Here is a 26,946-nt window from a genome sequence, read left to right on the forward strand (position 1 = left end):
CCGCAGTGATGCAGGCACATTGATTTTATGATGGATGATTGCAGCACATCGTGTGCATTTGCAATCTATTTATTATTTATTTTCAGCCAGATCGCCTGGTTTCATGCTCAGGTTGATACGACCCATCTTATCGACCTCGATTACCTTTACAGTAACTTCATCGCCGATGTTGACAACATCCTCTACCTTCGCTACGCGCTTGTCCGAAAGCTTGGAAATATGAACCATACCATCTTTGTTCGGAGCCAGCTCTACGAATGCACCAAAATTCATGATACGGACAACGGTACCTGTCAGAATCTGCCCCGGCTCGATGTCGGTCACGATGCCCTTGATGATGGAAACTGCCTTGTCGATCATTGCCTGATCGGTGCCGCATACAGCTACGCTGCCATCGTCCTCGATATCGATCTTAACGCCGGTCTGCTCGATAATCTTGTTGATTACCTTGCCCTGTTTGCCGACTACATCGCCGATCTTCTGCGGATCGATGGAGATCTGAACGATCTTCGGAGCATACTGGCTGACGGTCTTTCTCGGCTCGGAGATAACCGGCGCCATAACTTCATCCAGAATGTAGATTCTTGCCTCTCTCGTCTTAGCGATTGCCTCCTCGATGATCGGGCGGGTCAGACCGTGGATCTTGATATCCATCTGGATGGAAGTAATACCCTTGTGAGTGCCGCCTACCTTGAAGTCCATATCGCCGAAGAAGTCTTCCAGACCCTGGATATCGGTCAGAACGATGTAATCATCATCGGTGTCGCCTGTTACCAGACCGCAGGAAATACCAGCTACCGGAGCTTGATCGGTACACCTGCTGCCATCAGGGACAGAGTGGATGCACAGATACTTGCCTGGGAGGTAGAACCATTGGATTCCATCGTCTCAGATACGGTACGGATTGCATACGGGAACTCTTCCGCAGTCGGAAGTACCGGCACAAGCGCACGCTCCGCCAACGCACCATGACCGATCTCACGGCGTCCCGGTCCTCTGGACGGTTTGGTTTCGCCTACGGAGTAGGACGGGAAATTGTAATGGTGCATATATCTCTTGGATGTCTCGTTCTCATCCAGTCCGTCGATCTTCTGTGCCTCGGACAGCGGAGCCAGTGTACAGATATTTAAAATCTGTGTCTGTCCACGAGTGAACATACCGGAACCGTGTACACGCGGCAGAATGTCGATCTCTGCTGCCAGCGGACGGATCTCGGTGATACCGCGGCCATCCGGACGCTTGTGATCTTTGAGGATCATCTTGCGGACAGTCTTCTTCTGGTACTGATATACAGCCTCACCCAGAACAGCCAGCCACTCCTCGTTATCAGCGAATGCCTCTTCCAGGCGCTCGGTGATTGCGCGGATATTCTCTTCTCTCTTCTGTTTCTCGTCTGTAAATACAGCCTCTTCCATCTCTTCCTGCGGAACCAGCTCACGAATCGCTGCAAACAGCTCTTCCGGAACTGCACAGCTCTCGTAGGAATGTTTCGGCTTGCCGCACTCTGCTACGATGGTGTCGATGAATTTGATGATCTCCTGGTTTACTTCGTGTGCCTTGAAGATCGCGTCGATCATGATGTTCTCCGGAACTTCCTTTGCGCCAGCCTCGATCATGATAACCTTCTCGCGGGTGGAAGCAACGGTCAGAGCCATATCAGATACTTTCTTCTGTGCGTTAGTCGGGTTTACGATAAACTCGCCGTCGATCATGCCGATCTGGGTGGTCGCACACGGACCATCAAACGGGATATCGGAAATGCAGGTTGCGATTGCAGAACCTAACATCGCGGTATACTCCGGGCTGCAGTCCTGGTCAACGGATAATACGAGGTTATTTAAGGTAACATCGTTGCGGTAATCCTTCGGGAACAGTGGACGCATCGGACGGTCGATAACACGTGCAGTCAGAACTGCGTTCTCAGATGCCTTTCCCTCTCTCTTGTTAAATCCGCCCGGAATCTTTCCGACCGAATACATCTTCTCCTCAAACTCAACGCTTAACGGGAAGAAATCAATACCGTCACGCGGCTTGTCAGAAGCTGTCGCGGTTGATAATACGGTTGTATCTCCATAATGCATAAATGCAGCACCATTTGCCTGAGCTGCTACACGACCAACATCCACTGTTAAAGTTCTGCCAGCCAGTTCCATCGAAAAACTCTTGTACATCTCATATCTCCTTTCATCTTGTTTTGCAGAAGAACCTTCACATTCTCATACGCCGCTTTCGGTTCCAAAAGTGCCTTTCTGTGAAAAGTAATACCGAAACTACTGCTCTGCCCGCAAATATGTTTTTCTGCTTTACGGGTACAGCAGCGGTCTCGGACTTTTCTTCTACATAAACAACTAGGGTGGATTGCTCCACCCTATACGTTTTAATCTTAATTACTTTCTGATGCCTAACTTCTCGATCAGTGCACGGTATCCTTCCAGATCGGATTTCTTTAAGTAATCCAGAAGACCACGTCTCTGTCCTACCATCTTCAGAAGTCCGCGGCGGGAATGATGATCCTTCTGATTGGATTTTAAATGCTCTGTAAGCTCAGCGATTCTAGCGGTCAGAATTGCGATCTGAACCTCCGGTGAACCTGTATCGCCTGCTTTTCTTCCGTACTGTTCGATAATAGCTGCTTTCTTTTCCTTTGAAATCATTGTGATTTCCTCCTTAAAATTATTCTTACCGTATGCTAAGTTTATGTCGGAGTCGTCAAAAAACTGAGCACCGGCGGACTCATACCTAGTTAGTATAACACAATATGTTTTCGGTGTAAATCATTTTATGCAGGTTTTTTCTCGATTTTTATTCCCGTTTCTTCCTATGCTCCTGGTCCCACTGCAATATTTCCACCATTATCCCCCGAGGACCTCCCGGTCCTGCCTGGTCGGTGCCGCAGTCTCTGGCGCTTTCGTCTCCGCCTGCGTTGGCGCTGTGGTCGGTGCCGGACCCGGTGCCTGTGTTTCTGCCGGTGCTGGCGCCTGCGTCTCTGCCGGCGCTGGTGTTTCTGCTGGCGCCGTGGTCTCTGCCGGCTTCGTCTCCGCCGGTTTTGCCGTACCGCTCGTCGTACTCTTCTCCGTACCAGGCAGATTGTAGCAGATCACCGGAGTTCCTGCCGAAATATTGTCAAAGATCGTCTTTGCAACACTCGGCGGCAGGTTGATACAGCCGTGGGAACCGCCCGTCTTGTAAATCGCACCGCCAAAACTGCTTCTCCACTTCGCATCATGCATACCGATACCATTATTGAACGGCATCCAATAATTAACCGGCGTCCGGTAATTCTCACCCTTCAGGACCGCATTTTTCTGCTTATATGCCAGCGGATACGAGCCTGCCGGGGTTCCCCAGCCTTTCGCCAGGTTTCCAGATACGAAATCCGACTCTACCACCAGCTTTCCTTCTTTATAGAAGAAAAGGTGCTGTCCGGTCAGGTTGATCTCCACGTAAGTGTCGCCGTAGTCATTTGCCCCATGGCTCGCCGCCTTCTGGGAATACTCCGGCTCACGCGTCGTACTCTCGCCGGAGGCAATAATCGCTGCCAGCGCTTCCGTCTCTGCCGCCTGGTTGATCTTCCAGCCATACGTTCCGCCGCTTACCTGAATCGTGGAACCATACGATGTTTTCAATGTTTTCGCTTTGTTTGAAGTATTGTGTGCTTTCGCCATCTCAGACACGTACTCCGACACCTTGGAGGAATCTACCGAAACACTTCCGTCTGCATTGGCAATCAGCCACGCATGAATCTGATCTCCATTTAAGGTCTCCGTCGAATCGCCAAACTGGTATGTCACGCTCATTTTCGCGTATTTATTCATCTTATCCAGCTGTTCTGCCAGAGATGCATCGTCTTTCAATACCGTCGGCTTCTTATAGACATCTGCTTCCTCCAGCGATAAATGGTCCTGCAGATTCTCGATCGCACCCGTTACCGCCTGTGTCAGCTTCTCCGCCTCGACTGCCGTTCCTTCCTGTTCGGGCTCAATCGAATATCCCTGTCCGGACACATACTCAGAAATCTTTGCATTGACCGGTTCTACCGCTTTCTCCGGGTCTAAACACGATAAATTCCGGATCTGGCTTTCCAGCGCCGCATCGTCATACGCCACCATCGTTCCGATCGTATATTCTTCCTGTTTCATATGCCACAGCCATGCAAACGGGTTCTGCGCCGCTACCATCTTTTCCAGGCTGCCGTCAAACTCCGCATGCAGTTTGATATCGGTTCCGGCGATGGTTTCTGTCTGATTATTTCTCTCATCGATCGTCAGTGTATAACCATTCACACCTTCCGCAATCAGTTCCTGCACCTCTGCCGCTGTCTTTCCGGACGCGTCAACACCGTTGATCTGCGTATTCGGAAAGAAACGGGTCTTATATTTCTGGGACATTCCCACATAGACGCCTCCGGCTGCCACGAGCAGAATGCCCGCCGTACAGGCAGCGATCCACGCCGCCTTTTTACCGTTTTTTCTATGCTCAGCTTTCAGAGCTGCCTTTTCCGGGGTAGTTTCCGTCCAGGATGCCGTCCTTCCGGAATCCTGTCCCCGCTGCGGCGCGGCATGGGCTGCCTCCCGCCCTGTGCCTGCGTTCTGATTTCCACGGGCGCGGCTGCGCTTTCGACTGGCTGTCTCCTCCGGCTCTTTCTCCGGCAGGCGTTCCGGCTCTTCCCACCGGTTCTGATCCTGACGCTCTGGCTGGTGTATGTTTTCCATGTCCAGCTCCGCTTCCCTCAAGATCCGTTCTTCCATATCCCGGTCGAAATAATCATCATCCAAATAGCCCTCATCCGGCTCATCCAGATAATCTTCATCTTCCAGCATAATCTCCCGGCTGTTCATCGCCGTATTTCGTCTCACCGGCTCCCGCCCATCTTCGCGGCTGCCGGAACGTGAATTTTCATTCAAATTCCCGTTTCTATCTGTCATCGTCCTATTCTCCCTTTAAAAATCCAATACGGGTTCCTATTCCCGGAAGGATCTGCCATTCAAGTAATGTTTTTATCATTTGGCATATTTTTCTGACAAAAATCCATGCTATCTGTGTTGCTGATCCCCCATTGTCCTATTGTATATAAGTTTTAAACGGAAGTCAACTTACAAAACTCTGTCTTTTTCTGGTATATTCTCGCGCCGAGCGCGATCGCCTGAGACATGCTTCTGCTTCGCGCGAGTACGCATCCTCGCGGAGCGTTTTTTTGTTTCATAGGACGCAATTTCCTATGAAACAGAAACAAAGAGCTGCCGCGCCGCATTTTTATGTCAGCCCGACAGCTCTTTTCTATTTTTGTCCTGTCCGTATTCTATTTCTCCAGCTTTCCGAACAGTCCTTTCTTCTTATGTTTCTCGCCCTCCGGTGCAATTCCGTTCATGGCATCGTCAAACTTGCGAAGCGCTTCCTTCTGTGCCTCGGTCATGCGCTCCGGAACCTGTACCACCAGCGTCACGAAATGGTCGCCGCGCACGTTGCGGTTACGCAGGGACGGAACACCTTTTCCTTTCAGACGGACTCTCGTATCTGTCTGGGTTCCCGGTTTGACCTCATACTCTACCTCGCCGTCCACCGTCTTGATGCGGATCGGACCGCCGAGTGCTGCTTTCACGAAGGAGATCGGCACGGTTGAGTAGATTGTTGTATCCTGACGCTTGAAGACCGGGTGCTGGGATACCACTACTTCTACCAGCAGATCTCCGCGCGGACCGCCGTTGGTACCTGGTTCGCCATTGCCGCGGTCACGCAGCATCTGACCGTTGTCAATACCTGCCGGGATCGTCACTTTGATCTTCTTTCTCTTCGCTACATAGCCGGTTCCGTAGCAATCCGGGCATTTATCCTTGATGATCTTTCCGGTTCCGTTGCAATCCGGACAGGTCTGTACATTCTGAATCTGACCAAAGAACGACTGCTGCGTGTACATGATCTTGCCTTTACCGTTACATTTCGGACAGGTCTGCGGCTGGGTTCCCGGTTTTGCACCCGTTCCATGGCATTTCTCACAGGTTTCCTTTAAGTTTAACTCCAGCTCTTTTTCACAGCCGAAGATCGCTTCTTCAAAAGTAATCCGCACACTGGTACGCACATCCGCGCCGCGCATCGGTCCGTTGCTTCTGCCGCCGCGGCTGCGTCCGCCGCCAAAAATATCTCCGAAGATATCTCCGAAAATGTCTCCCATATCGCCGCCGTTGAAATCAAAACCACCGAATCCGCCAGCGCCGCCTGCACCGCCGTCAAAAGCCGCATGGCCGAACTGATCATACTGACGTCTCTTCTCCGGATCACTCAGTACGCTGTAGGCCTCCGATGCCTCCTTAAATTTATCGGCTGCCGCCTGATCGCCCGGATTTGCATCCGGATGATACTTTTTGGCCAGGGTTCTGTATGCTTTTTTGAGTGTCGCATCGTCCGCATCCTTCGGGACGCCTAAGACCTCATAGTAATCTCTCTTACTCTCTGCCATTTCAGCTCTTCCTTCCCAAAATCCGCCGGTACATTTGACCGCATCCGGCAGAGTTTCTATCGTATCTATTTATCTTCCCACAACGTAACTGTTCAGTACCTTCACAGTCACGCGCAAAAATCCATTAAAAATTGCCTACGGCAATGGGATTTTTGCCTGCTGGCCCATGTTTTCGTACGGTCAGCGCAGTAAATGCGCAGACCTACTGAACAGTTACCCCACAACCTACAAATGGGGGTCTGCCGCAGATTCCTGCGACAGCCCCTCACTGCGTTTTTCTATTGATACCCCGATGCCCCGGATTGCTCCGCACTGCGTGCTCCCGCAATCCTCAAAAACATTCGTAATCCGCTCATTTTTCTTTGAAAAATGGCTGCTTATTATATTATACCTCTTTAAAGTCTCCGTCAACTACATTATCGTCGTGCGGTGCACTTCCTGCATCAGCTGCACCCTGAGCTCCGCCCTGTGCTCCTGCTGCGCCAGCTGCCTGTGCCTGCTCGTAAACCTTGCTGAAGAGTGCCTGTGCGCTGTTCATCAGTTTTTCCTTGCCAGCCTTGATTTCATCAATCTGTGCATCGGTCATCTGGTCGATCGGAGCTTTGTTGATAGCTTCTTTCAGTGCATTTAAGTCAGCTTCTACGGCTGCTTTATCGTTTGCATCGATCTTATCGCCTACATCCTGCAGAGCCTTCTCGGTCTGGAATACCATGGAGTCAGCTTCATTTCTTGCATCGATGCCCTCTTTTCTCTTCTTATCCTGTGCCTCGTACTCAGCTGCCTCTTTGACTGCCTTATCGATATCGGAATCGGACATATTGGAACCAGAGGTAATCGTGATGTGCTGCTCTTTACCTGTACCAAGGTCTTTTGCAGATACATTTACGATACCGTTTGCATCAATATCGAAGGTAACCTCAATCTGCGGAACACCTCTTCTTGCCGGAAGAATGCCATCCAGACGGAAGGTTCCCAGTGTCTTGTTGTCCTTTGCGAACTGTCTCTCGCCCTGTACAACGTGGATATCAACAGCGGTCTGGTTATCAGCTGCGGTAGAGAAGATCTGGCTCTTCTTGGTCGGGATTGTGGTATTTCTCTCAATCAGTCTGGTTGCTACACCACCCATAGTCTCGATGGACAGGGACAGCGGAGTTACATCCAGAAGAAGGATATCACCGGCACCGGCATCGCCAGCCAGCTTACCACCCTGGATAGCTGCACCGATTGCTACGCACTCATCCGGGTTTAAGGATTTGCTCGGCTCTTTACCAGTCAGACGTTTTACTTCTTCCTGTGCTGCCAGCATACGTGTGGAACCACCTACCAGAAGTACTTTGCTTAACTCAGAAGCAGTGATACCAGCATCTTTCAGTGCGTTCTGTACCGGAATTGCGGTTCTCTCGATTAAGTCTCTGGTCAGTTCATCAAATTTAGCTCTGGTCAGGTTCATATCCAGATGCTTCGGTCCCTCGCTGGTTGCAGTGATGAACGGAAGGTTGATATTGGTTGTAGTTGCGGAAGAAAGCTCTTTTTTCGCTTTCTCAGCTGCTTCTTTCAGTCTCTGAAGCGCCATCTTATCAGCGGAAAGGTCTACACCCTCTGCTTTCTTGAACTCGTCGATCATCCACTGGGTAATACGGTTATCGAAATCATCGCCGCCCAGATGTGTATCGCCGTTGGTTGCCAGAACCTCGATAACGCCGTCACCGATCTCGATGATGGAAACATCGAATGTACCGCCACCTAAGTCATATACCATGATCTTCTGCTCTTTCTCATTATCAAGACCATACGCAAGCGCTGCTGCCGTCGGCTCGTTGATAATTCTCTTTACATCCAGACCAGCGATCTTACCTGCATCCTTGGTTGCCTGACGCTGTGCGTCGTTGAAGTAAGCCGGAACAGTAATAACTGCCTCGTTTACCTTCTCGCCCAAGTAGCTCTCTGCATCTGCTTTCAGCTTCTGCAGAATCATCGCGGAAATCTCCTGCGGCGTATATTTCTTGTCATCAATGGTTACTTTGTAGTCGCTGCCCATGTGTCTCTTGATAGAAGAAATGGTCTTCTCTGCGTTGGTAACTGCCTGACGCTTTGCCGGCTCGCCGACCAGTCTCTCGCCTGTCTTTGTAAATGCCACAACGGACGGTGTGGTACGGATACCTTCTGTATTTGCGATAACAACCGGTTTACCACCTTCCATAACGGCTACACAACTGTTTGTTGTACCTAAGTCAATACCGATAATCTTGCTCATAGTTATTTCCTCCTGAAATTATCTTTTTCTGGCAGTTCTCTTTCTCCTCATAGGAGCTAAATTCTGCCGCCTGTCTGTCTATATTATATCAAATCAACCACCAGCACCGAATTCTGGGTGCCAGCTGTTTACGTGTTACCTATTTTAATTTGCCACTTTTACCATGCTGTGGCGAACCACGCTGTCGCGGTATACATAGCCTTTCTGGAACTCCTCGGCTACCACATTCTCACCCAGGTTTTCATCCTCAATATGCATCACTGCATTGTGGAAGTTCGGATCAAATGGCTGACCAACCGCTTCGATTGGCTTTACACCTGCATCGCCCAGTGTTTTTACGAGCTGCTTGTAAACCTTATCCATGCCCTCGGCGAAAGCACTTTTTTCTTCGCCCTCCGGGATGGTCGCCAGACCACGCTCGAAATTGTCCACCACCGGGAGAATCTTCTCGATGATGTCCTTTGCGCCAATCTCATACATCGCTGATTTTTCTTTCTCCGTTCGTTTCCGGAAATTGTCAAATTCAGCCATCGTGCGCTTCAGGCGATCCGTCAGCTCCTCGATCTGCTCATCTTTCTTATCCTTCTTTTTGGAGAAAAATCCTTTTTTCTCTTTTTCTCCCTCCGGCGCTTGTGCGTCTTCCGAAGAAGCTTCCTTTTCCTTCACTGCCTCAGCTCCTGCCTGGGTTTCTGTTTCTTTTACCTGCTCCTCATTTGCTGCCTCGGCTGCTTTGGAATCTATCTCTGTCTTTGCCATGTCTCTCACCTCTTTATTTTGCACATCCGTGCTACTCGGTATCTTTATGATTGAATGTCTGATCGAGCTGGCTCTTTAATGAGCGCAGGGTCGATACAACTTTGTCATAATCCATTCGTTTCGGTCCAACGATTCCTATCGTTCCCCGAAGTCCGTCCCCCAATTCATAATTGGCAGTAACGATACTGCAGTCCTTCATCGACTGCACCTGTGTCTCACTTCCGATGTAGACCTGAATCTCATTTTTCTTATCGCTGTCCGCATCGTCCTCAGTAAGAATCTCTCTCCAGAGGTCTTTCTGCTCCAGTGTCCCGATGAGCTGGCTGGCTTTCGCGCCATCGCTCAGTTCCGGATATTTGAAAATGTTCGTCGTACCTTCGGTGTAAATCTGTAAATCTTCCTCGCCGGAACGAATCGCCTCGGCCACCTCGCTTAGTACCACATCCACGATGTGGCTGCGCTCGCCTGCCTGCCCTTTCATCCGGGTAATGACATCCAGATTAATCTGCTCCATCGTCAATCCGTTGAGACCGCTATTTAAAAGAATATTCAGATTCAGGATGTCCTCATCGGTCAGCTCCGCATCGAGTGCCACAATCGAGTTCTTGATAATGTTGCCTTCTAAAACAGTGACAATCAGGAGTTTCCCGGCTTCCACTCTGGAAAGCTGTATAAACTTGATCTTCGTCTGGTGATACTGCGGTCCGCTGATCAGCGTCGCATAATTCGTATTGCTCGCCAAAAGCTTTGCCATCTGCTTTAACAGAAGCTCCACCCGATCCACTCTCTGGATGACCATATCACGCACTTGCGTGACCTCCGTCTCTTTCTCATGAATCAACTGATCCACATAGAAACGATATCCTTTATCTGAAGGAATCCGACCTGCCGATGTGTGCGGCTGAATGATATATCCCAGTTCTTCCAGATCCGACATCTCATTTCGAATCGTCGCCGAACTGAGTTTCAAATCGGAATACTTGGAGATCGTTCTGGAACCAACCGGCTCTCCGGTCTCCAGATAGTTCTGGATAATCGCTTTCAAAATCTTTTCTTTTCTCTCATCCAGTTCCATCCAATCTCTCCTTCCGTGCATCCGCTTCCGCCGGTCTCTTAAACCCGCTCTGGAAGTTTTCTGTTAGCACTCAATCTATCAGAGTGCTAATATCTACAGTTCATACTATATTACTTACGCAAGTATTTGTCAATGATTTTTTTCGGTTTTTAAAAAAATTTTTTTCTTCTTTTTTCGAATAAAATTTTCCATTCTGCATACCCTGTTTTTAGGCACGCTGATTTTCACATTTTCTATAGGTAGAAACTCCCTTACCCGCTTTCCTGTTTGCGTTCGAACAAGCTTTCGACTTGTCGAACCTCCGACCGCTCCCAGAGCCCTATTTCCGGCTCTCCGACTTGACATTTAACATTTTTGTAATATAATAGTAATAAATTATAACATTTGTAAACACATTGCAATATTTGTGAGATGCACAATCGTTGCGATGAGACAAATGAATCTAAATTGAAATGAGAGGTTTTTATTTGATGAATATGATGAACACCATGCGGCGCGGACTTGCCACAACGGCAATGAGCCTGGTCTGTCTCATGGCAGGCACCATGAATACACTGGCAGCCACAGATGCCGGAACCGAGCTTGTCTCCCAAATAGATGCGGCAGCCGGTGAAGAAACAAACGGCATTTCCACCGAAGTAGCCCAGACACCATCTGGTCCGGCTTCCGATCCGGAGCTGATTAGAAAGCAGACAAACGCTGCTGCGGAAGAAGCGGCTGACACGAACGCTTCCGAGGCAGAAGTCGCTGCATTTTCAAATGAGTCTGCACAGGCGGAGGCAGAGAACGCTGACGAAGCTGCAATGACTGAAAATACTGACACAAATGCTGCTGCCGAGGCACAGGAAGCAGAGGCACCTGCTGAAATCTACGCCGGACGTTTTACGACAACTGCTTACTGCAGCTGCCGCAGATGCTGCCGTGGCGGAAAGAACCGCACTAAATCCGGCACCATTCCGCAGGCAGGACATACCATTTCCGCCGACTTGCGCGTATTCCCGCTCGGAACCAAACTCCGCATCAACGGCGTTGTCTATACCGTCGAAGACAGCGGCAGCGGCATCCGCGGAAACAAACTGGACATCTTCTTCAATTCCCACAGCCAGGCACTGCAGTATGGAAAGAGAAGCGCCGATGTCTATATTGTCCGATAATTACATTGATTTTAAGCAAAAAAAGGGTCTTGCAGGTAGAAAATTCTTCACCTGCAAGACCCTTTTTATAATCCTTATTTTCCTTAATCCGTCAGCGCCTTATGATATTTCGTTTTCCGGTAAATTTTCCAAATAATGATACCCGGAATGCTCACGGTACATACGACGGTACTCACGCCTCCGATCACTCCATATATTCCAAATAAGATGGCTGCGATGATGTTCATACTTAATTCCTCCTGACTCATTCATTTTTCAATGCAAGCTCACTATGCTTTGTTCCCCATTTTATTCTTTTTATCCAAAATGAAAAGAGTTTCGGCGCATCCTTAGCAAGACTTTAATCATCCTTTCGCTTTCTTACGTTATTCATAATAATTTCGAAATATAAGTTAAAAGCGTGAAAATATTGATTTTAAAGGGTTTTTTCAATTTTTTAAAACTTTTTCAATTTTTTTCAAAAAAACGCTTGCATTTTTTTGGAAGGCGTGATAGTATATAGGAGTCGCTGATGAGCACCGCTTCAAAAGCGAGAAAATCATATCGAGGCGTGGCTCAGTTTGGTAGAGCGCTGCGTTCGGGACGCAGAGGTCGCGTGTTCGAATCACGTCGCCTCGATTGAATAAAATTAAATATGGCCTGTTGGTCAAGCGGTCAAGACGACGCCCTCTCACGGCGTAAACCCGGGTTCGATTCCCGGACAGGTCACTGGAAAGAGATTCGAGATTCGAGTCTCTTTTTTATTTTCTTCATTCTTGACCTTTCACAAAATCATGTAAACTATAACTGAATTTTGCCGATGCTCCGCATTCCAGATCGGCAAAATACACTTTTCTACAGTATCGAACAGGATTTTCAGTCCAGAAAATTCCTGCCTGCAAATAGTAACTCTCCTTTTTTCTTCTTCATATACTGCAATATAGCCAATATGAAAAGAGGTATCTTTTTATGGAAACATACAACTACGATGCAGCAGCAGTGCCTGAGGGGGATGCTGACACGACTCCGGCGGCGGCACCGGAGACGGATGCGGCAGCAGCTGGAACCAGTGATACGGCACAGTCTGGATTTAGTTCTCAGCCTCCTGTTATCTTAACATATCCGGACAGCTCATCCAATGATCTTCAGGTATCTCCGGGCTTCGGACCATACGGGGATGTGATGCCCACCCTGCCGTCCAATAATCATGGCAGCCCGAACACCGGTGGCTGCATAAATTGCGGCGGTTCCAACTGGAAGCCATCTCCAAATGGCGCTCTCTGGACCTGGGGCATTCTCTCGCCGTTCTTTTCCACCTCATCGGAGATCGCGCACCTGCGTTTTTACAATGCCGCCTCCATCCGCGAACCGATCGATATATACCTGAACGGACGTCTGGTCGTATCCGATCTGGATTACATGAATTATACGCGCTACATGCACATCATCCCCGGCATCTACCAGCTGACCGTCTACCGCCGAACCAATCCGGGCTTCGCCATCGTCAACACGAATATCCGGCTTCGCAGCGGTTACAGCTACACACTGGCGGTTCTGGGTACTTTTAATGATTTTTCGGTACAGATGCTCAACGCCTGATCGCTTTTATTTGAGAAAAGCTTCTTCACGCGAGTGCAAATCCCGCGAAGCGTTTTTTGTTTCATAGGACGTAATTTCCTATGAAAAAAGAGACCGCCACGTTCACGCGTGCGGTCTCTCTTCCGTGTCCTCTGCAATTATAAATTTATGATGAGAATATAACTGTCCGAATCTTAAACAGCCATCTATTTTTCCGGCTCATCTGTCCGGTTTGCTTTCTCGAGCTTTGCCAGATGCGCGGCTGCAAATTCTTTGATTGCCTCAAAACTCTGCGGGCTGATCACATGTTCAATGCGGCAGGCATCTTCCACTGCCACCTCTCTTGGCACATCCAACGCTACCAAAAGCTTTGTCAGTAATGTATGACGCTCATAAATCATCTCCGCGATCTTCCGTCCCGACGGCTCCAGAGTGATATATCCCTCATGATCCATCGAAATATAACCGTTTTCACGAAGATTCTTCATCGCAACGCTGACGCTTGGTTTTGAATACCCCAGCTCATTGACTACATCGATCGAACGGATCATCGGCTTGCGATAGCTTAACATAAGAATCGTTTCCAGATAATCCTCTGCTGACTGCTGTATTTTCAAAGTGATTCCCTCCAAACTTCTAACACATAACCGGCCTGGCTTCGTGCCTTCCCGTCTCCCGCAGAATAGTCTTCCCAAGCTGCCGACCAGTTACCATAATACTATATACTAGAATACCATATTTGGAAGAATATTTCAAACCATATCGAAATCAATCTATCGTTTCCAGAAACCGACGGAGTGACTGTTCACGCATACGTGCCCAGTAACGGATTTTGCCGTGGCTTCGCCTTTTAATACGTCAGCAAGCTGCACAGTGTTCCTGCAAAATTTCTTCCAACGCGGTTTTGCTGCTGGTGTGGCAGCGGACAACTTCTGTCCGGCTTCCCTTTGCACCATCAACCGCCGTCCGAATCATTTTATGGGAAACGGTGCTTGTAAAAAGTACAAGCAGATCCGGCGCTCCGATCTGTTTGCCGAAATCCGCCGTCATCTGTGTAAATACCTTTGCCTTACAGTTAAATGATTTGCAGATTTTCACGTACTGGCTGACCATGCGGTCATGACCACCTACAATTACAACACTCATATTTTATCCTCCGAAAGTTAGCTCTGTCTAACTGCTGATGAAGTTAGTATACACTAACTTATCTTGTTTGTCCAGAGGAAAATTGAAATTCATAGAAAATTCATAGAAATAAACGTACCGTGCAAGACTATTTTTCACCAACCAACCTTATCTCACACGGTACGCATTTTCCCATTATCCATTTTTATCCAATACTAATTTTTATCGTATTTTACGCTTTTAACACCTCCTCTGTTACTCCCGTTTTTCCTATTCCAGCTTTATACACCTCCAATCCTGATATCGCTATATCAAACATCCAATCCGTTTCGCACAGAAATCCCATTTTCTGATACACATCCCAACGGCTCATCGACGCATGTTCTTCTAATTGATAGTTTCTTCCCAGCTGCCGGTATGCATGAAGCCCCAGTCTATGATATGGCAGAAATTCCAATTCCTGACAATTTTTAAGTTCCTGGCATAACTGCGCCGTTTTCCGAATATTTTCCACATCATCATTGACTCCTTCTACCAGCGGCACACGGACATGAATCGAATGCGGCGCGCAGATCGCATCGGCTTTGCGGATATTTTCCAGAATACAGGCATTATCCTGCCCCGTCCATTTTTTATGCTTTTCCGGATCCATCGTTTTCACATCCACATAAAACATCTGCAGATGCGGCACGATCCGTTTCACATTTTCAAACGAAGTAAACATATCTAACTCTGCCGCCGCATTGATGCAGGCGTCATCACAGGCCTCCAGCAGTGCTTCCGCAAAATCCGTCTGACAGAACAGATCTCCTCCTGAAAGTGTCACTCCACCATCAGAATAGAAGAAAAACATCTCATCCTTCTGGATCTCGCGCATTACTTCTTTTACGGTCATCTCCTTGCCATAGATCTGCTGTGCCCGATAATTGCAGGCATCCACACACTGAAAGCACTGTTTACAGCGGCTGTGATCCCTCACGATCTCTCCCGTTTTTTCGCTCCGGCGAAGTGCCTGTTCCGGACAGACCTGGATGCAGGCACCGCATCCGGTGCAGCGCTCTTTCATATAGTAGACTTCCCGCTGCCCCGACTGCGACTCCGGTGTCGAACACCAGGCACAGCGCAGGGGACAGCCCTTAAAAAATACAACCGTCCGCATTCCCTTCCCATCGGAGAGGGATAACCGCTCAATCCGAAGAATATTTGCTTTTAATTCCATACGCTGTTCCTCCTGTCAAGTACACCTTGCCTGCTGCCCGCCACCGCGCATGATGCGCATCCCCGGTAGCTGATTTGCCGCATTTTTATGAAACACGGCAGATTTCACTCTTTTTCCTAGCAGATATTGGAATGTGAAGTTCTGGAAATGATATCGTCCTGTACTTCTTTTCCAAGCTCTGTAAAATATGCTGTATAACCAGCTACACGTACCAGCAGTCCGTTGTAATCCTCCGGATGCTTCTGTGCTTCTTTTAAGGTCTCCGTATCGATGACATTGAACTGTGTGTGGAATACGCCCAGGGAGCAGAGACTCCGCAGGTAGTTCATCAGTTCTTTTGTCGAGTTCGGGCTGTCGCGGAATACCGTATCCATCTTTACATTCAGCAGAGTTCCCTGATTGAAACGGCCATGCGGAATGTGGGAAATGGATTTCAATACAGCGCCCATGCCCTCGGTATCGGTTCCCTGGTTCGGAGATACGCCGTCTGCTAACGGTTTCCAAGCCAGACGTCCGGACGGAAGTGCACCGACCTCCAGACCAAACGGAGTATTTCCAGATACCGGAAGAATACCTGGCGTCATCTTGCCGAATTTGCTGTGGAACGACTCGATATAGTCCGCGATAAAACAGAACATATCACCGGTCAGCTCGTTTACTTCGTCGTCATCATTGCCGTACTTCGGAGCTTCATCACACATCTTCTTGACATCCTCATAACCCACAAAGTTTGCATCCAGTGCATCCAGAAGACGCTGCATCGTTACTTTTTTCTCATCAAATACAAGTTTCTTTACTGCAATCAGGCTGTTGATCAGGTCTGCTACGCCGATCGCATCAATACCATTTCCAAGGTTATATTTCGCACCGCCCCACGCGTAATCTTTCGCATTCTCTACGCACTCATAGAAGGAAAGGGAAAGTGCCGGAACGACCCTCTGAAAGCCAATGTCATCGCATACATGGCTGGAAGCCACGGTTCCGCGAAGTTCATAGCGGATCTGCTCTTTGACTGCCTCTTCAAACTCTTCGTAGGTATTAAAGGCAGTCGGATCGCCGGTCGCCTCAGATGCCTGAATGCCATATTTACGGCTCTTACCGTTTAACAGAGCAAATTCAACCGCAGAACCTAAGTTGAAGTCTGCATATGCGGTGTAGCATCTCTGTTTTCCTTCCAGGTTCGTCTCTACACAGCCGCATGGATTCCAGTTATATGCTTCTTTTAACGGGATTCCCTTGTTCAGGAGCATCTCGATACCAACTTCATCGTTGTGAAATGCCGGGAAACCGGTTCCAAGCTTGATAACCTCTGCAATCTTCTTTAAGAAGCTGCTCGGATTCTTCGCCATATTGTAACGGACAGACAGGGACGGCTGATATAACTGTACTTCTGCGGTTGCCTGCAAAATCAGGTACGACACGTCATTGACTGCGTCCATGCCGCGCTCATCCACACCGCCGCAGCATACGTTCTGGAACATTGGGTAACCGGCGGAAAACTGTGCGGTTACCTGATCCTGGAACAGGCACTGCTCAGAGAATTTAACCCATAAGCAGTCCAAAAGTTCCTGCGCCTCTTCCTCTGTCAAACGGCCAGCCTCGATATCTGCCTTATAAAATGGGTAAAGATATTGATCCATACGTCCCGGGTTGTAGCTTGCTGCATTCTGCTCCATGAAAATACAGGTCTGGTAAATATACATCGACTGAATCGCCTCGCGGAAGGTACGCGCCGGTTTTTCCGGAACCTGATCGCAGGTCCCTGCAATCTGTAACAGTTCTTTTCTGCGCTTCTCATCCGGCTCTGCCTCTGCCAGCTTTCTCGCCTCTGCCGCATAGCGGTGTCCCAATGCGGAGATACCGTCAGCTGCCAGCTCCATCGCTTTCAGGTATTCAATCTTCTCATAGTCACCCGGACGGGTAATATCAAGTGTATCAAGCACTTTATGGATATGCGCCTTGATTCCCTCCATGCCTTCTTTAATGACTCTGGAATAACCCGCAGTCGTCTCGCCCCAGCCACGAACCGATTTACGGTTGATGTAAAGAGCGCCGCAGTCACGTAAGGTTGCCGCAAAATCTGGGCATTGTACCAGCCACTGCTCATACGTGGAACGTCCCTTCCAGTACGGGCGGATGATCTCCTCAAATGCCTTCCGATCCTCTGGGCGCAGATAGAATGGGTCATATGGACGGGTACTGATGGTATCCAGCTCCTCATCCAGAACCGACCAGCAGGTATCGACACTTAAAATACCGCCGCGCTGCTTGCTTCCGGCATTGCCGACAATCAGCTCATCCCCCCAGATTTTTACAGTTTTCTCCAGGCACTGTTTCTTAAATGCATATGCTTTCCGGATGCACAGCGGCTGTCCCTCTGATTCCTGGAAGCCCTTTGTCAGGATAATTGCATTTTCCAGATCCATCTCTGGCTTGGTCTTTAATACTCTCTGTTTTAATCGGTCAATCCGATCCATGTATGGTTTTCTTTCGATTGCTGCCATCTGATTTCCTCCTATTTTTTACTCACATTCCCATTCTGTGGGATTTATTTTTTTAGCACCTGCTATAAATCTCTTTTCGTTTAAAAGTATAGCAATTCTTATGTGGAAATGGTACAATATCAATAACTAAAAATACCAAAATCTTAACATATTGAATTTTTATAGAAAGAAGGGATCCTTTGAAATCTACTTCCCAGTTACAGGAAATCAACCACTATCAAGATCAAGATTTTCCGGTCAATGTCTACTATTCTGATATTCATTCCATGCAGCCGCCGGGACGCTGGCTGCGCGACTTCCACTGGCATGATGAGCTGCAGTTTACCCTCGTACTAAGCGGAACATTGACAATGCAGGTAGATAATCTTTCTCTGCCCGGACAGGCTGGAGATCTGATTTTCGTCAACACCTCCCTGATTCATGCCGTCACACAGATGTCGGAAGACGGCTCCTATGCGAGCCTCAATTTTCCTTACCGCCTTCTTGCCTTTTTTCCTGGAAGCCGCATGGATCAGGACTACGTCCTGCCCTATACCGCCGGCGGGAAATTCTCCGCTTTCTCTATTCACCCGGAATCCGAATGGCAGAAAGAGTTGATCGGACTGCACAAAAAAATAACCGATTTATTTCTTTCCAATCAGGTTAAAGGCAATGAATATTCTATCTGCATTAAGATTACCTCGATGTGGAATCTGTTGATTTCCAATTTTCACAGCAGTGGGAATTCTACCTCTATTAACCTCCTGCGCCAGCAGCGCCTGCAATCCATTCTCCTGTTCATCTATGCACATTACGCAGATGATTTACAGCTCTCAGACCTGGCTGCATCAGCCAATATCAGCGTCGGAGAATGCTGCCGGATTTTTCAAAATATTCTTCACACAACTCCCTATGGATATTTAACTAATTACCGCATCCAGACCAGTGTTTCCCTCCTTCACCGCGATCTGCCCATCTCACAGATTGCCGGACTGGTCGGATACAACCAGGTCAGCAATTACATCGCCACATTCAAACGGATCATTGGCTGCACACCAGCACAGTACCGGAAACAACACTTATCAAAACCAGATATCCCAAGCAGTTAATGGAAAACCGGCCGGCTTCTCTTCATCAGGGAAACCGACCGGCTGCTAAGGTGGTATAAAAATATAAAGGGGGGCTTTTTCAGGATGATGCAACGATTATTTTAATTTTCCAATTTCATCAAATCGTTTATAAGCATCGACAACCGCATTGATCACGCTGCTGCGGAACCCACGGTCTTCCAGTGTCTTCACACCGATCATCGCCGGACCAGCCGGAGAACACACATCATCTTTTAAATTCTCAAGATGCTTTTCGCTCTGTAAAAACAGCTGCACGGTTCCAAGGATTCCTTCCAGTGCATATCTTCTCGCCTGATAACGTAAAAGACCATTGTAAACGCCGCCGTCTGCCAGAGAATTAGCAAACATTGCGATAAACGCCGGGGATGTAGATGTTAATACCGTGCCTGCCACAAACTGGGAGGCCGGAAGGCTGTCAAATCCACCGGCTTCACGTAGAATATACCGGAATTCGTCCTCCTGTTCCTTCGTGTAGCTGTCGCCCTGTTCGATCAGGATAAAACCTTTTCCAATCAAGCAGGCTGTATTCGGGAGAATACGGATAACCGGAACATTCTTTCCTTCTAACTCTAATTCTTTCATATAGGTTGAAACCTCAACACCCGCTACAATCGAAACGATAATTTTTTCCTGCCCTTCTTCTGCACATGCCGCAAAGACCGGTTTCACCTCTTCCAGAACACTCTTTAAAAACTGCGGTTTTACACAGAACACAACATAATGAGCTGCCTTGATCGCTTCTCCATTGGTCTCAACAAAGTTGCATCCCAGCTCGTCCGCTAATTTCTGTCCTTTTTCTGTAACCACATCTGTAATCACAACTTCCGATGGATCAATTCCCTTGCAGGCTGCCGTTGCAAGAGCTGTACCCATAGTTCCACTTCCAATAAAAGCAATTTTTTTCATAGCTGGTCTCCTTTCAACTTAAAGTCCGAGTTAGTAATATACTTCAAATATATCTTATGTGGCTTATATTTCCCTTCGCCTTTCAGCGAAGGGAAGTTCCCGCTCTCAGCGGATAAATTTTTCTTTAAATGCCTGAACATGCGCTTTCTGAACCGATATCAATTTATCTACATCTCTCTCCTGAAGACAACGATAAATTTCCTCATGATGTCCAATATCCATATCATCAATCGAAGATAAATTAATCCGGTTTAAAAACAGAAGACGAATACTCAAATCCTGGTAATTATTCATCTCCCGCTCAAGAAACGGATTCCTAGTCATAGAAGAAATAATTCTATGAAATGCTCGATCCAAAAGAACTCTTTCTTCCGCATCTGTCTCCTCTCTCAGGACTTCCAGGCTGTCTTTCAGCCGCTTTAAATCTTCTTCCGTCCGATTCATAGCAGCAAGCTCTGATTCAAGTGGAGACAGAGCAAATCTCATCTGATAAATCGATTCCACTTCATATAAGGAAATCTCATTTACCATAATACATTGTCTCGGGACAATTTTCACAAAGTTTTCCCATGCCAGTCGATTCAGTGCCTCACGGATGGGAGTTCGTCCCATCCCCAGCTCTTCCATCAATTCAGCCTCTACTAATGTCTGTCCGGGGCGAAGTCTGGCTGTAATAATCATCATCTTAATCTTCTCGTATGCCACATCACTAACTCGCATTGTTTCCCTCATCTTTCTTGTAGAACAAATCTGTGATTTGCATCCAACTTCTTTTAGTCTACAGGAATGCTTATTTTTATAATAGCGCAAATAAGGATCAAATTCAATTAGACTTTTGTATATACCCCGTTTCTGATATAGTTACTGTTCACGCATACATGCCCAGTAACCTGATATGCCCTATTTTTTTTATAATTTTTCGACGCATCGCTTGTAATTTTCTTCCGCGTTGCCGCCCTTATGCCAGATATCCGCGATCGCTTCCGCGATTGGAAGCGGATCCGATTCATTGTACATAACATTTCGTCCCAGCAAGATTCCGCGGATATTGCTGCTGATTCCGATCTCTTTCGTGTACTCTTCTACAACCTCAATCGGCTCACTCTTTACCTCGTCTGGAACTACCAGCACCGGACAGGTGGTCGCCGCCGTCGGAACTGCATATTCATGATTCAGCGGAACTTCAATCCATTTGCCGGATGCACGGCAGCCAAGAGCGCCTACCACGCCGACTACCTTACACAGACTCTCTGAATCCGTCTTCATCGTAAACCCCGTTTCCGTCGTTTCTACATACAGCGCCTCGATAAAAATTGGAAGACCAGCTGACTCTGCTGCATTGACAGCTTCTGCACAGTACCGAACCGTATATTTGCTTCGCTCATCCATCGGATTCAGACGGATCATAAACTTTACACCGTCCATCCGAAGTTTCACTAGGCGATCGACTGTATAACAGGACGGCATATCGTCCATCTCCCATACCGTATTTTTCAGACCGCCCCGGTTCACAGTGCCAACCAGCATCTTCCCATCCAGAAACGCCTTTTCTCCACGTTCCCGCTGCAACTTATTGAGGATAAATAAATCTTCAATAATATCCGGTGTCGCCTCGATTCCATCAATCTGATCACTCTGCAGCATCCGCACCAGGCGGGATAAATACTCCCGCCTATTACTTAAACCAATCGGATTTCCTTTGTACTCATTGATCATTCTGGCATTGTGATCCGCTGCCGCAAATACCAGCTTATCATGCGGAAATCCCGGTTTTTTTCGCGCCGCCGCTTCCTGCTCAATAACCTCCGGAGAAAAGGCTTTTATCTTGTTTAATTCTTCAAAAATCTTGTCATTCAAAAAACTTTGATAATCAAATCCCATATACACCTTTGCCTTTCTCTGTCACTGAACACATTTTATTTTCCAAAATTAACGATTGCGTCAATTTTATCTCTTCCGCCTACTTTATCGCCCCACTGATCATATACGCTCTGGGCTGCCTCGATAAATGGTTCGCGATCCGGCTCTGTGATTTCGATGCCCTCTCCATTTAACAGTTCCAAGCACTCATCCTCAGATGCTGTATAAAGTTCTCTCTCTTTATCGATCATTTCTTTGGTGCACTCATCGATAATCTGTTTGTGCTCGTCCGAAAGAGAATCATAGAAATTCTTAGCAACTACGCAGATACCTAAGTCGTTGGTCCATCCAACCATTGCCCAGTGCGGCGCTGCCTCATAAAACTTCTTGGAATAATAGTTTGTATTGGCCGCTTCTGCACCGTCAATAATGTTCTGCTGCAGCGCTGTGTATAATTCGCCGTATGCCATCGGCAGCGGGCTTGCGCCGAATGCGGTAAAGGAATCCAGCTGTACCTGATTTTCCATGGTCCGGATCTTGAGATTCTTTAAATCCTCGATACTGTTGATCGTCTTCTGCGTTGTCATGATATGTCTGGTTCCCAAATCCAGGAAGCCCATCAGATGGAAGCCTTTCTCCTCACAGTCACCGCTATAGGACATTCCAATCTCGTCAGAGTCCAGAACGGAATACATATGTTCCTTATCTCTCCAGAGGAACGGAAGGCAGAATATATTAACAGATGGAACAAAGCTGGAGAACGGCGCTACCGACGTCATCGCCATCTCTACGGTGCCAAGCTGCATACCCTCAATGACATCTCGCTCATTGCCAAGCTGGTTATCCGGATATATTTCTACTTTAATTTCGCCATTGGATCGCTCTTCCACAATCTCTTTAAAATATTCCGCTGCTTTTACCGGAGGTTCGGTTGCTGCCTGTGATAAGGAAACCTTTACGGTCACCGCACCACCGGATGAACCGCCTGTATTAGCCGCTGCCTTTGCGGACTCTCCTGTGGAAGCGCTGCCGCCTCCTCCACATCCTGCCAAAGAGCCAGCTGCCACCAGCATCGCCATCGTCATGCTTACAAACCGTTTCACATTTTTCTTCATATCAATAAATCCTCCTTTCATTTCATCTTCTTATCCCATTAACTGCGGCAGCCATAAATAGGTCTGCGGGAGATATGTAACAATAATCAGTACAACTAACATTGCAAGAATCGTAGGAATTACAAACGGGAATACCTCTCTTACACTCTTGCCGGTCAATCCACAGGCAACGAATAAAGTTGCTCCATAAGGCGGTGTTACGTATCCAATCGCCAGGTTGATGCAGACAATAACACCAAAGTGAATCGGGTCGATTCCATAAGCGGTTGCTACCGGGAATAAGATCGGCATTAAAACGATAATTGCAGAGAAACTTTCCATAAACATTCCAACTAAGAACAGCGCAATATTTAAGAAAATAAGGAATGCAGTCTTACTTGTGATGAATGTATTCATAACCTGGATTAAGAGCTGCGGCAGCTGTTTTGCTGTGATAAACCATGCAAAGATATAAGCGCAGCCTGTGATAATCATGATGCCAGCCGCTGTCTGCGCGGACTTAACAAAAATACCAGGTAAATCTTTCAATGTAATTTCTTTGTAAATAAACATACCTACCAGGAAGCCATAGACAACCGCCACAGCCGCTGCTTCAGTTGCAGAAAAGATACCGCTGATGATACCACCGATAATGATAATCGGAAGTCCTAAACCAGGAAGTGCAGAAAACATCGTTCTCCGTACTTCTTTCGGATCAAACTTGGTTGTCTGGATATATGCATCTCCGCCCCTGGAAGCGTGAATATAGGAGTAGACCATCAGTGCCACACCAATCATAACTCCAGGAATAGCGCCTCCGAGGAATAACTGACCAACAGATGCACCTGTGGAATATCCAATCAGAACCATTAAGATACTTGGCGGAATAATCGGTCCGATACTTCCTGCTGCTGAGAGCAGAACCGTTACGAAACTCATGTTATAGCCTTTTTCTTTAAATGCAGGCGTCATGATCGAACCGATTGCTGCTGTTCCAGCCGTTGCTGAACCGGAAATTGCCGCGAAAATCATGGATGCCAGTACGGCTACCATCGCCAGACTTCCTTTTACAAAGCCGATCGACGCACTTGCAAAATCTACAATCCGTTTGGACATACCGCCCTGATCCATCAGATTTCCTGCCAGCATGAACATCGGAATCGCCATGATCGGCCAGCTGTCAAGACCCGCAAACATTCTCTGCGGTACCAGAACCAATGGGAAATTTCCCTCAAGCATAATCGAAAGTGTCGTTCCCATTCCGAGTGCAACAAAAATAGGGGCTCCGATTAGAAACAGACACAAAATACAGATAAATAAAAATCCTAACATATCGCAGCCTCCTTTACTAATCTATAAATTCTCTCGGTTCTTCCGGTGCATTCTTGTTTTTTAAGCGTTCGATAAAGGTAAGGAGCTGTTCCATAATCATCAAAACTCCACCGGTTGGGAATGCCGCGTAAATCAAAGCCATCGGAATCTGCATCGCCGGAGACGTCTGAGCCGTCGTAGACTGTACTACTTTGAACCCGAAATATGTCATAATACATAAGAAAACAATCGTTAAAAGATCTACAATCGCGGTCAAAATGCGTTTCGGCTTTTGCGGAAGTGCAGATGTCAGAACATCTACCTGAAGGTGAGAACGATTTCTCATCGCAATCGCCGATGCCATCAATACCAGCCATATCATCAGATATCTCGCTAATTCTTCGGTCCATCTAAGAGGACTCTGTATTACAAAACGAAAAAAAACCTGAATAATAACTGTAATTGTCATCGCAAGGAAAAGAACAACTACTACCGCATCATTTACATTTCGAATTATCTGGAGAAGTGGGTTCCCCTTTTCTTTCATAATGTATCCCCCTTTCCTGGATAGTTTTTACAAAGGCGGCAGCCGGTGAAACTGCCGCCGGTTTTTTATTAGATCTTTCTCTCTAAGCCGCGTTTCTCATAGTAAGAATCCGGGATATCTTTCGGATCTTTGTACATAACCATCACGCACTTACCGTCACTGCCGATAGTCGGCACATCCATAATGAATAATGGCCATCCAAACCATTTGTACCAACCAAACTCCCACATGGTTGTACAGTTCAGGCAGTAGCACTGGAATCCTTCCTTATTATAAGCTCTTGGATCCGGTTTATCTAAAGTCTGTACCTTGTCTTGACATTCGGTTACCAGCCAGCCGCCGCTGTTACAACGCGGAAGTGTAAAGGTAATCTTCTCCTCATCCTCTTCCCAAATCTGATCGCCGTTATCATGAAGAGCAGACCATAATACTGCACGGTTCTCCAGGAAATCTTCCATTGGGAAATCTTTATATGTAGCCTGACCCGCTTTATATTTCTCCATCCAGTCCTGCAGACATGGCGGATAGCACCATAATGCATAGTCTTCCATACATTCAAAGATCGCCTCATCCGGTGCCCATTTCTTGAAATTGCGTAATGTCTGATTTACCCAGCGGACTGCGAAATGGTGAAATCCTGTCTTTTTCTCTACATTTAATTTGTGCAGCTCCAGCGCTTTTTCCATATCACCGGCTTTGATCGCTGCCTCTAATTTATCAATATTGCGAACCGCATAATCATTGCGAACCTTTTCCAACGTCTCTGTATACATCTTCTTTTCCATAATCTATACCTCCTTATTACCAAGCTGTCTTCTTTCCGTATTTTTCATCTTCCTGGATCGGGAAATGCACTTCTTTACCAAGGTCGCTCGACTGATAAATCGCACGGATAAATTCAAGTGTTCTTCTTCCCTCTACGCCGTCTACCATCGGCTCACGATCTTCTTTGATCGCATGGATGAAATCAGTAAGCTGTCTTCTGTGATTTTCGGTTGCCACATAGCCAGCACCCGTTGCTGTATCACCAGAGTCAACTTTTACCTTGGTCAGGTAATCATCCTCGTTCATGCCTTCTACTTTCCATTCTACGATCTCTTCTTCCACAATCTTGATCGTACCTTTTTCACCATGGATTTCGATGTGACGCGGATAACCCGGACGGACTGCACTACTACTTACCAGGCTTCCCAACGCCCCATTCTTAAATTTGAATATTGCGTTGGCTACGTCATCTACTTCAATATCCGGATGCAGGGTTGTCATATAATTACCAGTCAGTCTCTCTACATCGCCGACTAAATAAAGCATTAAGTCAATAAAATGAACGGTCTGGCTAATCAGGGAACCGCCGCCCTCACCTTTCCATGTACCTCTCCATGCACCGGAAGCATAGTATTCATCGCTTCGGAAGCATTTTCCAGAACAATCAACCGAAAGAAGTTTACCAAGCTTGCCTTCATCCAGCGCTTTCTTGATCAGCTGAGCCTGATCCATGAAACGGTACATAAAGATAACACCAAATTTAACGCCCGCTTCTTTACATGCTGCAATCATCCTGTCAGCTGCATTACAATCGACAGAAATTGGTTTCTCACACATTACGTGTTTGCCAGCCTTCGCACAGTCCACAACCATCTGCTCATGCAGGAATGGAGGTGTTACTACACAGACAGCATCGATATCATCTCGTTTCAGCATCTCTTTATAATCCGTGTAATAAGACGGAATATTGTACTCTTTGCTGAATTCCTTTGCCACATCCTCTTTCACGTCACAGAATGCAACAACCTCTGCTTCCGGGATATCCCGAAGTGCTCCTGCATTTAACGGACCTGCCATACCGCCGCCGATAATACCAAATCTGATTTTGTCGCCCATACTCTTTTTCCTTCCTTTCTTTTTTAATCTTTATTAGTACATGCACTTTGTTTTCTTTAATATATCTCAGATATCTTACTGATATATTAGCACTTTATTTTTTTATTTTCAAGTCGTTTTCTGATTTTATTTGACGAACT

At 47.3% G+C, this 26,946-nt stretch carries 22 protein-coding genes, 2 tRNA genes and 1 pseudogene; 5 read left to right on the plus strand and 20 right to left on the minus strand.

Going from position 1 to position 26,946, the window contains the following annotated elements; translation table 11 throughout:
• Window positions 1-72: 72 nt before the first annotated feature.
• From DWX91_RS04380 to hrcA, 7 genes and pseudogenes are all read right to left on the minus strand, one after another.
• Window positions 73-2,171, minus strand: a pseudogene (locus tag DWX91_RS04380) (polyribonucleotide nucleotidyltransferase).
• Window positions 2,172-2,387: 216 nt separating this feature from the next.
• Complete coding sequence (gene rpsO, locus DWX91_RS04385) at window positions 2,388-2,654, minus strand: 30S ribosomal protein S15 (protein ID WP_022358577.1); 267 nt, start codon at window positions 2,652-2,654, stop codon at window positions 2,388-2,390.
• Window positions 2,655-2,852: 198 nt separating this feature from the next.
• Entirely contained in the window at window positions 2,853-4,925 is a 2,073-nt protein-coding gene (locus tag DWX91_RS04390) for a L,D-transpeptidase family protein (protein ID WP_118538379.1), read from the minus strand.
• A 374-nt stretch (window positions 4,926-5,299) separates the two neighbouring features.
• Window positions 5,300-6,454 carry a molecular chaperone DnaJ gene (dnaJ, locus tag DWX91_RS04395; RefSeq protein ID WP_118467196.1) on the minus strand — a complete coding sequence of 385 codons (1,155 nt, stop codon included), beginning with the start codon at window positions 6,452-6,454 and terminating at the stop codon, window positions 5,300-5,302.
• A 385-nt stretch (window positions 6,455-6,839) separates the two neighbouring features.
• A complete protein-coding gene (gene dnaK / locus DWX91_RS04400; protein WP_022359496.1) occupies window positions 6,840-8,708 on the minus strand; it encodes a molecular chaperone DnaK in 1,869 nt (622 codons plus the stop codon).
• Between the two features lie 144 nt (window positions 8,709-8,852).
• Window positions 8,853-9,464 (minus strand): nucleotide exchange factor GrpE, encoded by a 612-nt coding sequence (gene grpE, locus DWX91_RS04405; RefSeq protein WP_118538381.1) that lies wholly within the window; start codon window positions 9,462-9,464, stop codon window positions 8,853-8,855.
• Between the two features lie 31 nt (window positions 9,465-9,495).
• On the minus strand, window positions 9,496-10,539 hold the full coding sequence (hrcA, locus tag DWX91_RS04410; RefSeq protein ID WP_107001098.1) for a heat-inducible transcriptional repressor HrcA: 1,044 nt from the start codon (window positions 10,537-10,539) through the stop codon (window positions 9,496-9,498).
• A 470-nt stretch (window positions 10,540-11,009) separates the two neighbouring features.
• Here hrcA and DWX91_RS04415 point away from each other — a divergent pair, with 470 nt between their 5' ends.
• Window positions 11,010-11,693, plus strand: coding sequence for a 3D domain-containing protein (locus DWX91_RS04415; RefSeq protein WP_182435052.1), 684 nt, complete (start codon window positions 11,010-11,012; stop codon window positions 11,691-11,693).
• Window positions 11,694-11,776: 83 nt separating this feature from the next.
• On the opposite strand, the gene DWX91_RS16550 is transcribed toward DWX91_RS04415, so the two are convergent.
• Complete coding sequence (locus DWX91_RS16550) at window positions 11,777-11,920, minus strand: hypothetical protein (RefSeq protein WP_022358601.1); 144 nt, start codon at window positions 11,918-11,920, stop codon at window positions 11,777-11,779.
• A gap of 317 nt (window positions 11,921-12,237) precedes the next feature.
• On the opposite strand from DWX91_RS16550, the gene DWX91_RS04420 reads away from it, so the two are divergent.
• From DWX91_RS04420 to DWX91_RS04430, 3 genes are all read left to right on the plus strand, one after another.
• Window positions 12,238-12,311, plus strand: a tRNA-Pro gene (locus DWX91_RS04420).
• A gap of 18 nt (window positions 12,312-12,329) precedes the next feature.
• Window positions 12,330-12,401 (plus strand) — tRNA-Glu (locus DWX91_RS04425).
• A gap of 240 nt (window positions 12,402-12,641) precedes the next feature.
• On the plus strand, window positions 12,642-13,271 hold the full coding sequence (locus DWX91_RS04430; protein ID WP_107001100.1) for a DUF4397 domain-containing protein: 630 nt from the start codon (window positions 12,642-12,644) through the stop codon (window positions 13,269-13,271).
• A 185-nt stretch (window positions 13,272-13,456) separates the two neighbouring features.
• Here DWX91_RS04430 and DWX91_RS04435 read toward each other — a convergent pair whose 3' ends face one another.
• From DWX91_RS04435 to DWX91_RS04450, 4 genes are all read right to left on the minus strand, one after another.
• Window positions 13,457-13,867, minus strand: coding sequence for a metal-dependent transcriptional regulator (locus DWX91_RS04435; RefSeq protein WP_107001101.1), 411 nt, complete (start codon window positions 13,865-13,867; stop codon window positions 13,457-13,459).
• 241 nt (window positions 13,868-14,108) lie between these two features.
• Window positions 14,109-14,396, minus strand: a complete 288-nt coding sequence (locus DWX91_RS04440) for a DUF2325 domain-containing protein (RefSeq protein ID WP_022358490.1) — start codon at window positions 14,394-14,396, stop codon at window positions 14,109-14,111.
• 211 nt (window positions 14,397-14,607) lie between these two features.
• Complete coding sequence (locus DWX91_RS04445; RefSeq protein WP_118538385.1) at window positions 14,608-15,594, minus strand: glycyl-radical enzyme activating protein; 987 nt, start codon at window positions 15,592-15,594, stop codon at window positions 14,608-14,610.
• Between the two features lie 116 nt (window positions 15,595-15,710).
• On the minus strand, window positions 15,711-18,098 hold the full coding sequence (locus tag DWX91_RS04450; RefSeq protein ID WP_107001103.1) for a glycyl radical protein: 2,388 nt from the start codon (window positions 18,096-18,098) through the stop codon (window positions 15,711-15,713).
• A gap of 179 nt (window positions 18,099-18,277) precedes the next feature.
• Between DWX91_RS04450 and DWX91_RS04455 the strand changes: the two genes are divergently transcribed.
• The gene (locus tag DWX91_RS04455; protein WP_107001104.1) at window positions 18,278-19,186 is read left to right on the plus strand and encodes an AraC family transcriptional regulator; all 909 of its coding nucleotides are present in this window, start codon (window positions 18,278-18,280) and stop codon (window positions 19,184-19,186) included.
• Window positions 19,187-19,282: 96 nt separating this feature from the next.
• On the opposite strand, the gene proC is transcribed toward DWX91_RS04455, so the two are convergent.
• The 8 genes from proC to DWX91_RS04495 all read right to left on the minus strand — a co-directional run bounded on the left by proC (window position 19,283) and on the right by DWX91_RS04495 (window position 26,806).
• Entirely contained in the window at window positions 19,283-20,113 is an 831-nt protein-coding gene (gene proC, locus DWX91_RS04460) for a pyrroline-5-carboxylate reductase (protein ID WP_107001105.1), read from the minus strand.
• 105 nt (window positions 20,114-20,218) lie between these two features.
• Window positions 20,219-20,833, minus strand: coding sequence for a GntR family transcriptional regulator (locus DWX91_RS04465; protein WP_181357223.1), 615 nt, complete (start codon window positions 20,831-20,833; stop codon window positions 20,219-20,221).
• 189 nt (window positions 20,834-21,022) lie between these two features.
• Window positions 21,023-21,994, minus strand: a complete 972-nt coding sequence (locus tag DWX91_RS04470) for a hypothetical protein (protein WP_107001107.1) — start codon at window positions 21,992-21,994, stop codon at window positions 21,023-21,025.
• A 35-nt stretch (window positions 21,995-22,029) separates the two neighbouring features.
• Window positions 22,030-23,088, minus strand: coding sequence for a TRAP transporter substrate-binding protein (locus DWX91_RS04475; RefSeq protein WP_182430844.1), 1,059 nt, complete (start codon window positions 23,086-23,088; stop codon window positions 22,030-22,032).
• A 30-nt stretch (window positions 23,089-23,118) separates the two neighbouring features.
• The gene (locus tag DWX91_RS04480) at window positions 23,119-24,399 is read right to left on the minus strand and encodes a TRAP transporter large permease (protein WP_107001109.1); all 1,281 of its coding nucleotides are present in this window, start codon (window positions 24,397-24,399) and stop codon (window positions 23,119-23,121) included.
• Window positions 24,400-24,415: 16 nt separating this feature from the next.
• Window positions 24,416-24,925, minus strand: a complete 510-nt coding sequence (locus DWX91_RS04485) for a TRAP transporter small permease (protein WP_107001110.1) — start codon at window positions 24,923-24,925, stop codon at window positions 24,416-24,418.
• A 68-nt stretch (window positions 24,926-24,993) separates the two neighbouring features.
• A complete protein-coding gene (locus tag DWX91_RS04490) occupies window positions 24,994-25,710 on the minus strand; it encodes a hypothetical protein (protein ID WP_107001111.1) in 717 nt (238 codons plus the stop codon).
• Between the two features lie 16 nt (window positions 25,711-25,726).
• The gene (locus tag DWX91_RS04495; RefSeq protein ID WP_107001112.1) at window positions 25,727-26,806 is read right to left on the minus strand and encodes a Gfo/Idh/MocA family protein; all 1,080 of its coding nucleotides are present in this window, start codon (window positions 26,804-26,806) and stop codon (window positions 25,727-25,729) included.
• Between the last annotated feature and the right edge of the window lie 140 nt (window positions 26,807-26,946).

Source organism: Clostridium sp. AF22-10 (genome assembly GCF_003478725.1).
In the GTDB taxonomy this organism is placed as follows: Bacteria; Bacillota; Clostridia; order Lachnospirales; family Lachnospiraceae; genus Otoolea; species Otoolea fessa.

Excerpts from the sequence above, each read along its gene's own strand:
- rpsO (WP_022358577.1), bottom strand. The coding sequence starts at position 2,654 with ATGATTTCAAAGGAAAAGAAAGCAGCTATTATCGAACAGTACGGAAGA.
- DWX91_RS04390 (WP_118538379.1), bottom strand. The coding sequence starts at position 4,925 with ATGACAGATAGAAACGGGAATTTGAATGAAAATTCACGTTCCGGCAGC.
- dnaJ (WP_118467196.1), bottom strand. The coding sequence starts at position 6,454 with ATGGCAGAGAGTAAGAGAGATTACTATGAGGTCTTAGGCGTCCCGAAG.
- dnaK (WP_022359496.1), bottom strand. The coding sequence starts at position 8,708 with ATGAGCAAGATTATCGGTATTGACTTAGGTACAACAAACAGTTGTGTA.
- grpE (WP_118538381.1), bottom strand. The coding sequence starts at position 9,464 with ATGGCAAAGACAGAGATAGATTCCAAAGCAGCCGAGGCAGCAAATGAG.
- hrcA (WP_107001098.1), bottom strand. The coding sequence starts at position 10,539 with ATGGAACTGGATGAGAGAAAAGAAAAGATTTTGAAAGCGATTATCCAG.
- DWX91_RS04415 (WP_182435052.1), top strand. The coding sequence starts at position 11,010 with ATGAATATGATGAACACCATGCGGCGCGGACTTGCCACAACGGCAATG.
- DWX91_RS16550 (WP_022358601.1), bottom strand. The coding sequence starts at position 11,920 with ATGAACATCATCGCAGCCATCTTATTTGGAATATATGGAGTGATCGGA.
- DWX91_RS04430 (WP_107001100.1), top strand. The coding sequence starts at position 12,642 with ATGGAAACATACAACTACGATGCAGCAGCAGTGCCTGAGGGGGATGCT.
- DWX91_RS04440 (WP_022358490.1), bottom strand. The coding sequence starts at position 14,396 with ATGAGTGTTGTAATTGTAGGTGGTCATGACCGCATGGTCAGCCAGTAC.
- DWX91_RS04445 (WP_118538385.1), bottom strand. The coding sequence starts at position 15,594 with ATGGAATTAAAAGCAAATATTCTTCGGATTGAGCGGTTATCCCTCTCC.
- DWX91_RS04450 (WP_107001103.1), bottom strand. The coding sequence starts at position 18,098 with ATGGCAGCAATCGAAAGAAAACCATACATGGATCGGATTGACCGATTA.
- proC (WP_107001105.1), bottom strand. The coding sequence starts at position 20,113 with ATGAAAAAAATTGCTTTTATTGGAAGTGGAACTATGGGTACAGCTCTT.
- DWX91_RS04465 (WP_181357223.1), bottom strand. The coding sequence starts at position 20,833 with ATGCGAGTTAGTGATGTGGCATACGAGAAGATTAAGATGATGATTATT.
- DWX91_RS04470 (WP_107001107.1), bottom strand. The coding sequence starts at position 21,994 with ATGGGATTTGATTATCAAAGTTTTTTGAATGACAAGATTTTTGAAGAA.
- DWX91_RS04475 (WP_182430844.1), bottom strand. The coding sequence starts at position 23,088 with ATGAAGAAAAATGTGAAACGGTTTGTAAGCATGACGATGGCGATGCTG.
- DWX91_RS04480 (WP_107001109.1), bottom strand. The coding sequence starts at position 24,399 with ATGTTAGGATTTTTATTTATCTGTATTTTGTGTCTGTTTCTAATCGGA.
- DWX91_RS04485 (WP_107001110.1), bottom strand. The coding sequence starts at position 24,925 with ATGAAAGAAAAGGGGAACCCACTTCTCCAGATAATTCGAAATGTAAAT.
- DWX91_RS04490 (WP_107001111.1), bottom strand. The coding sequence starts at position 25,710 with ATGGAAAAGAAGATGTATACAGAGACGTTGGAAAAGGTTCGCAATGAT.
- DWX91_RS04495 (WP_107001112.1), bottom strand. The coding sequence starts at position 26,806 with ATGGGCGACAAAATCAGATTTGGTATTATCGGCGGCGGTATGGCAGGT.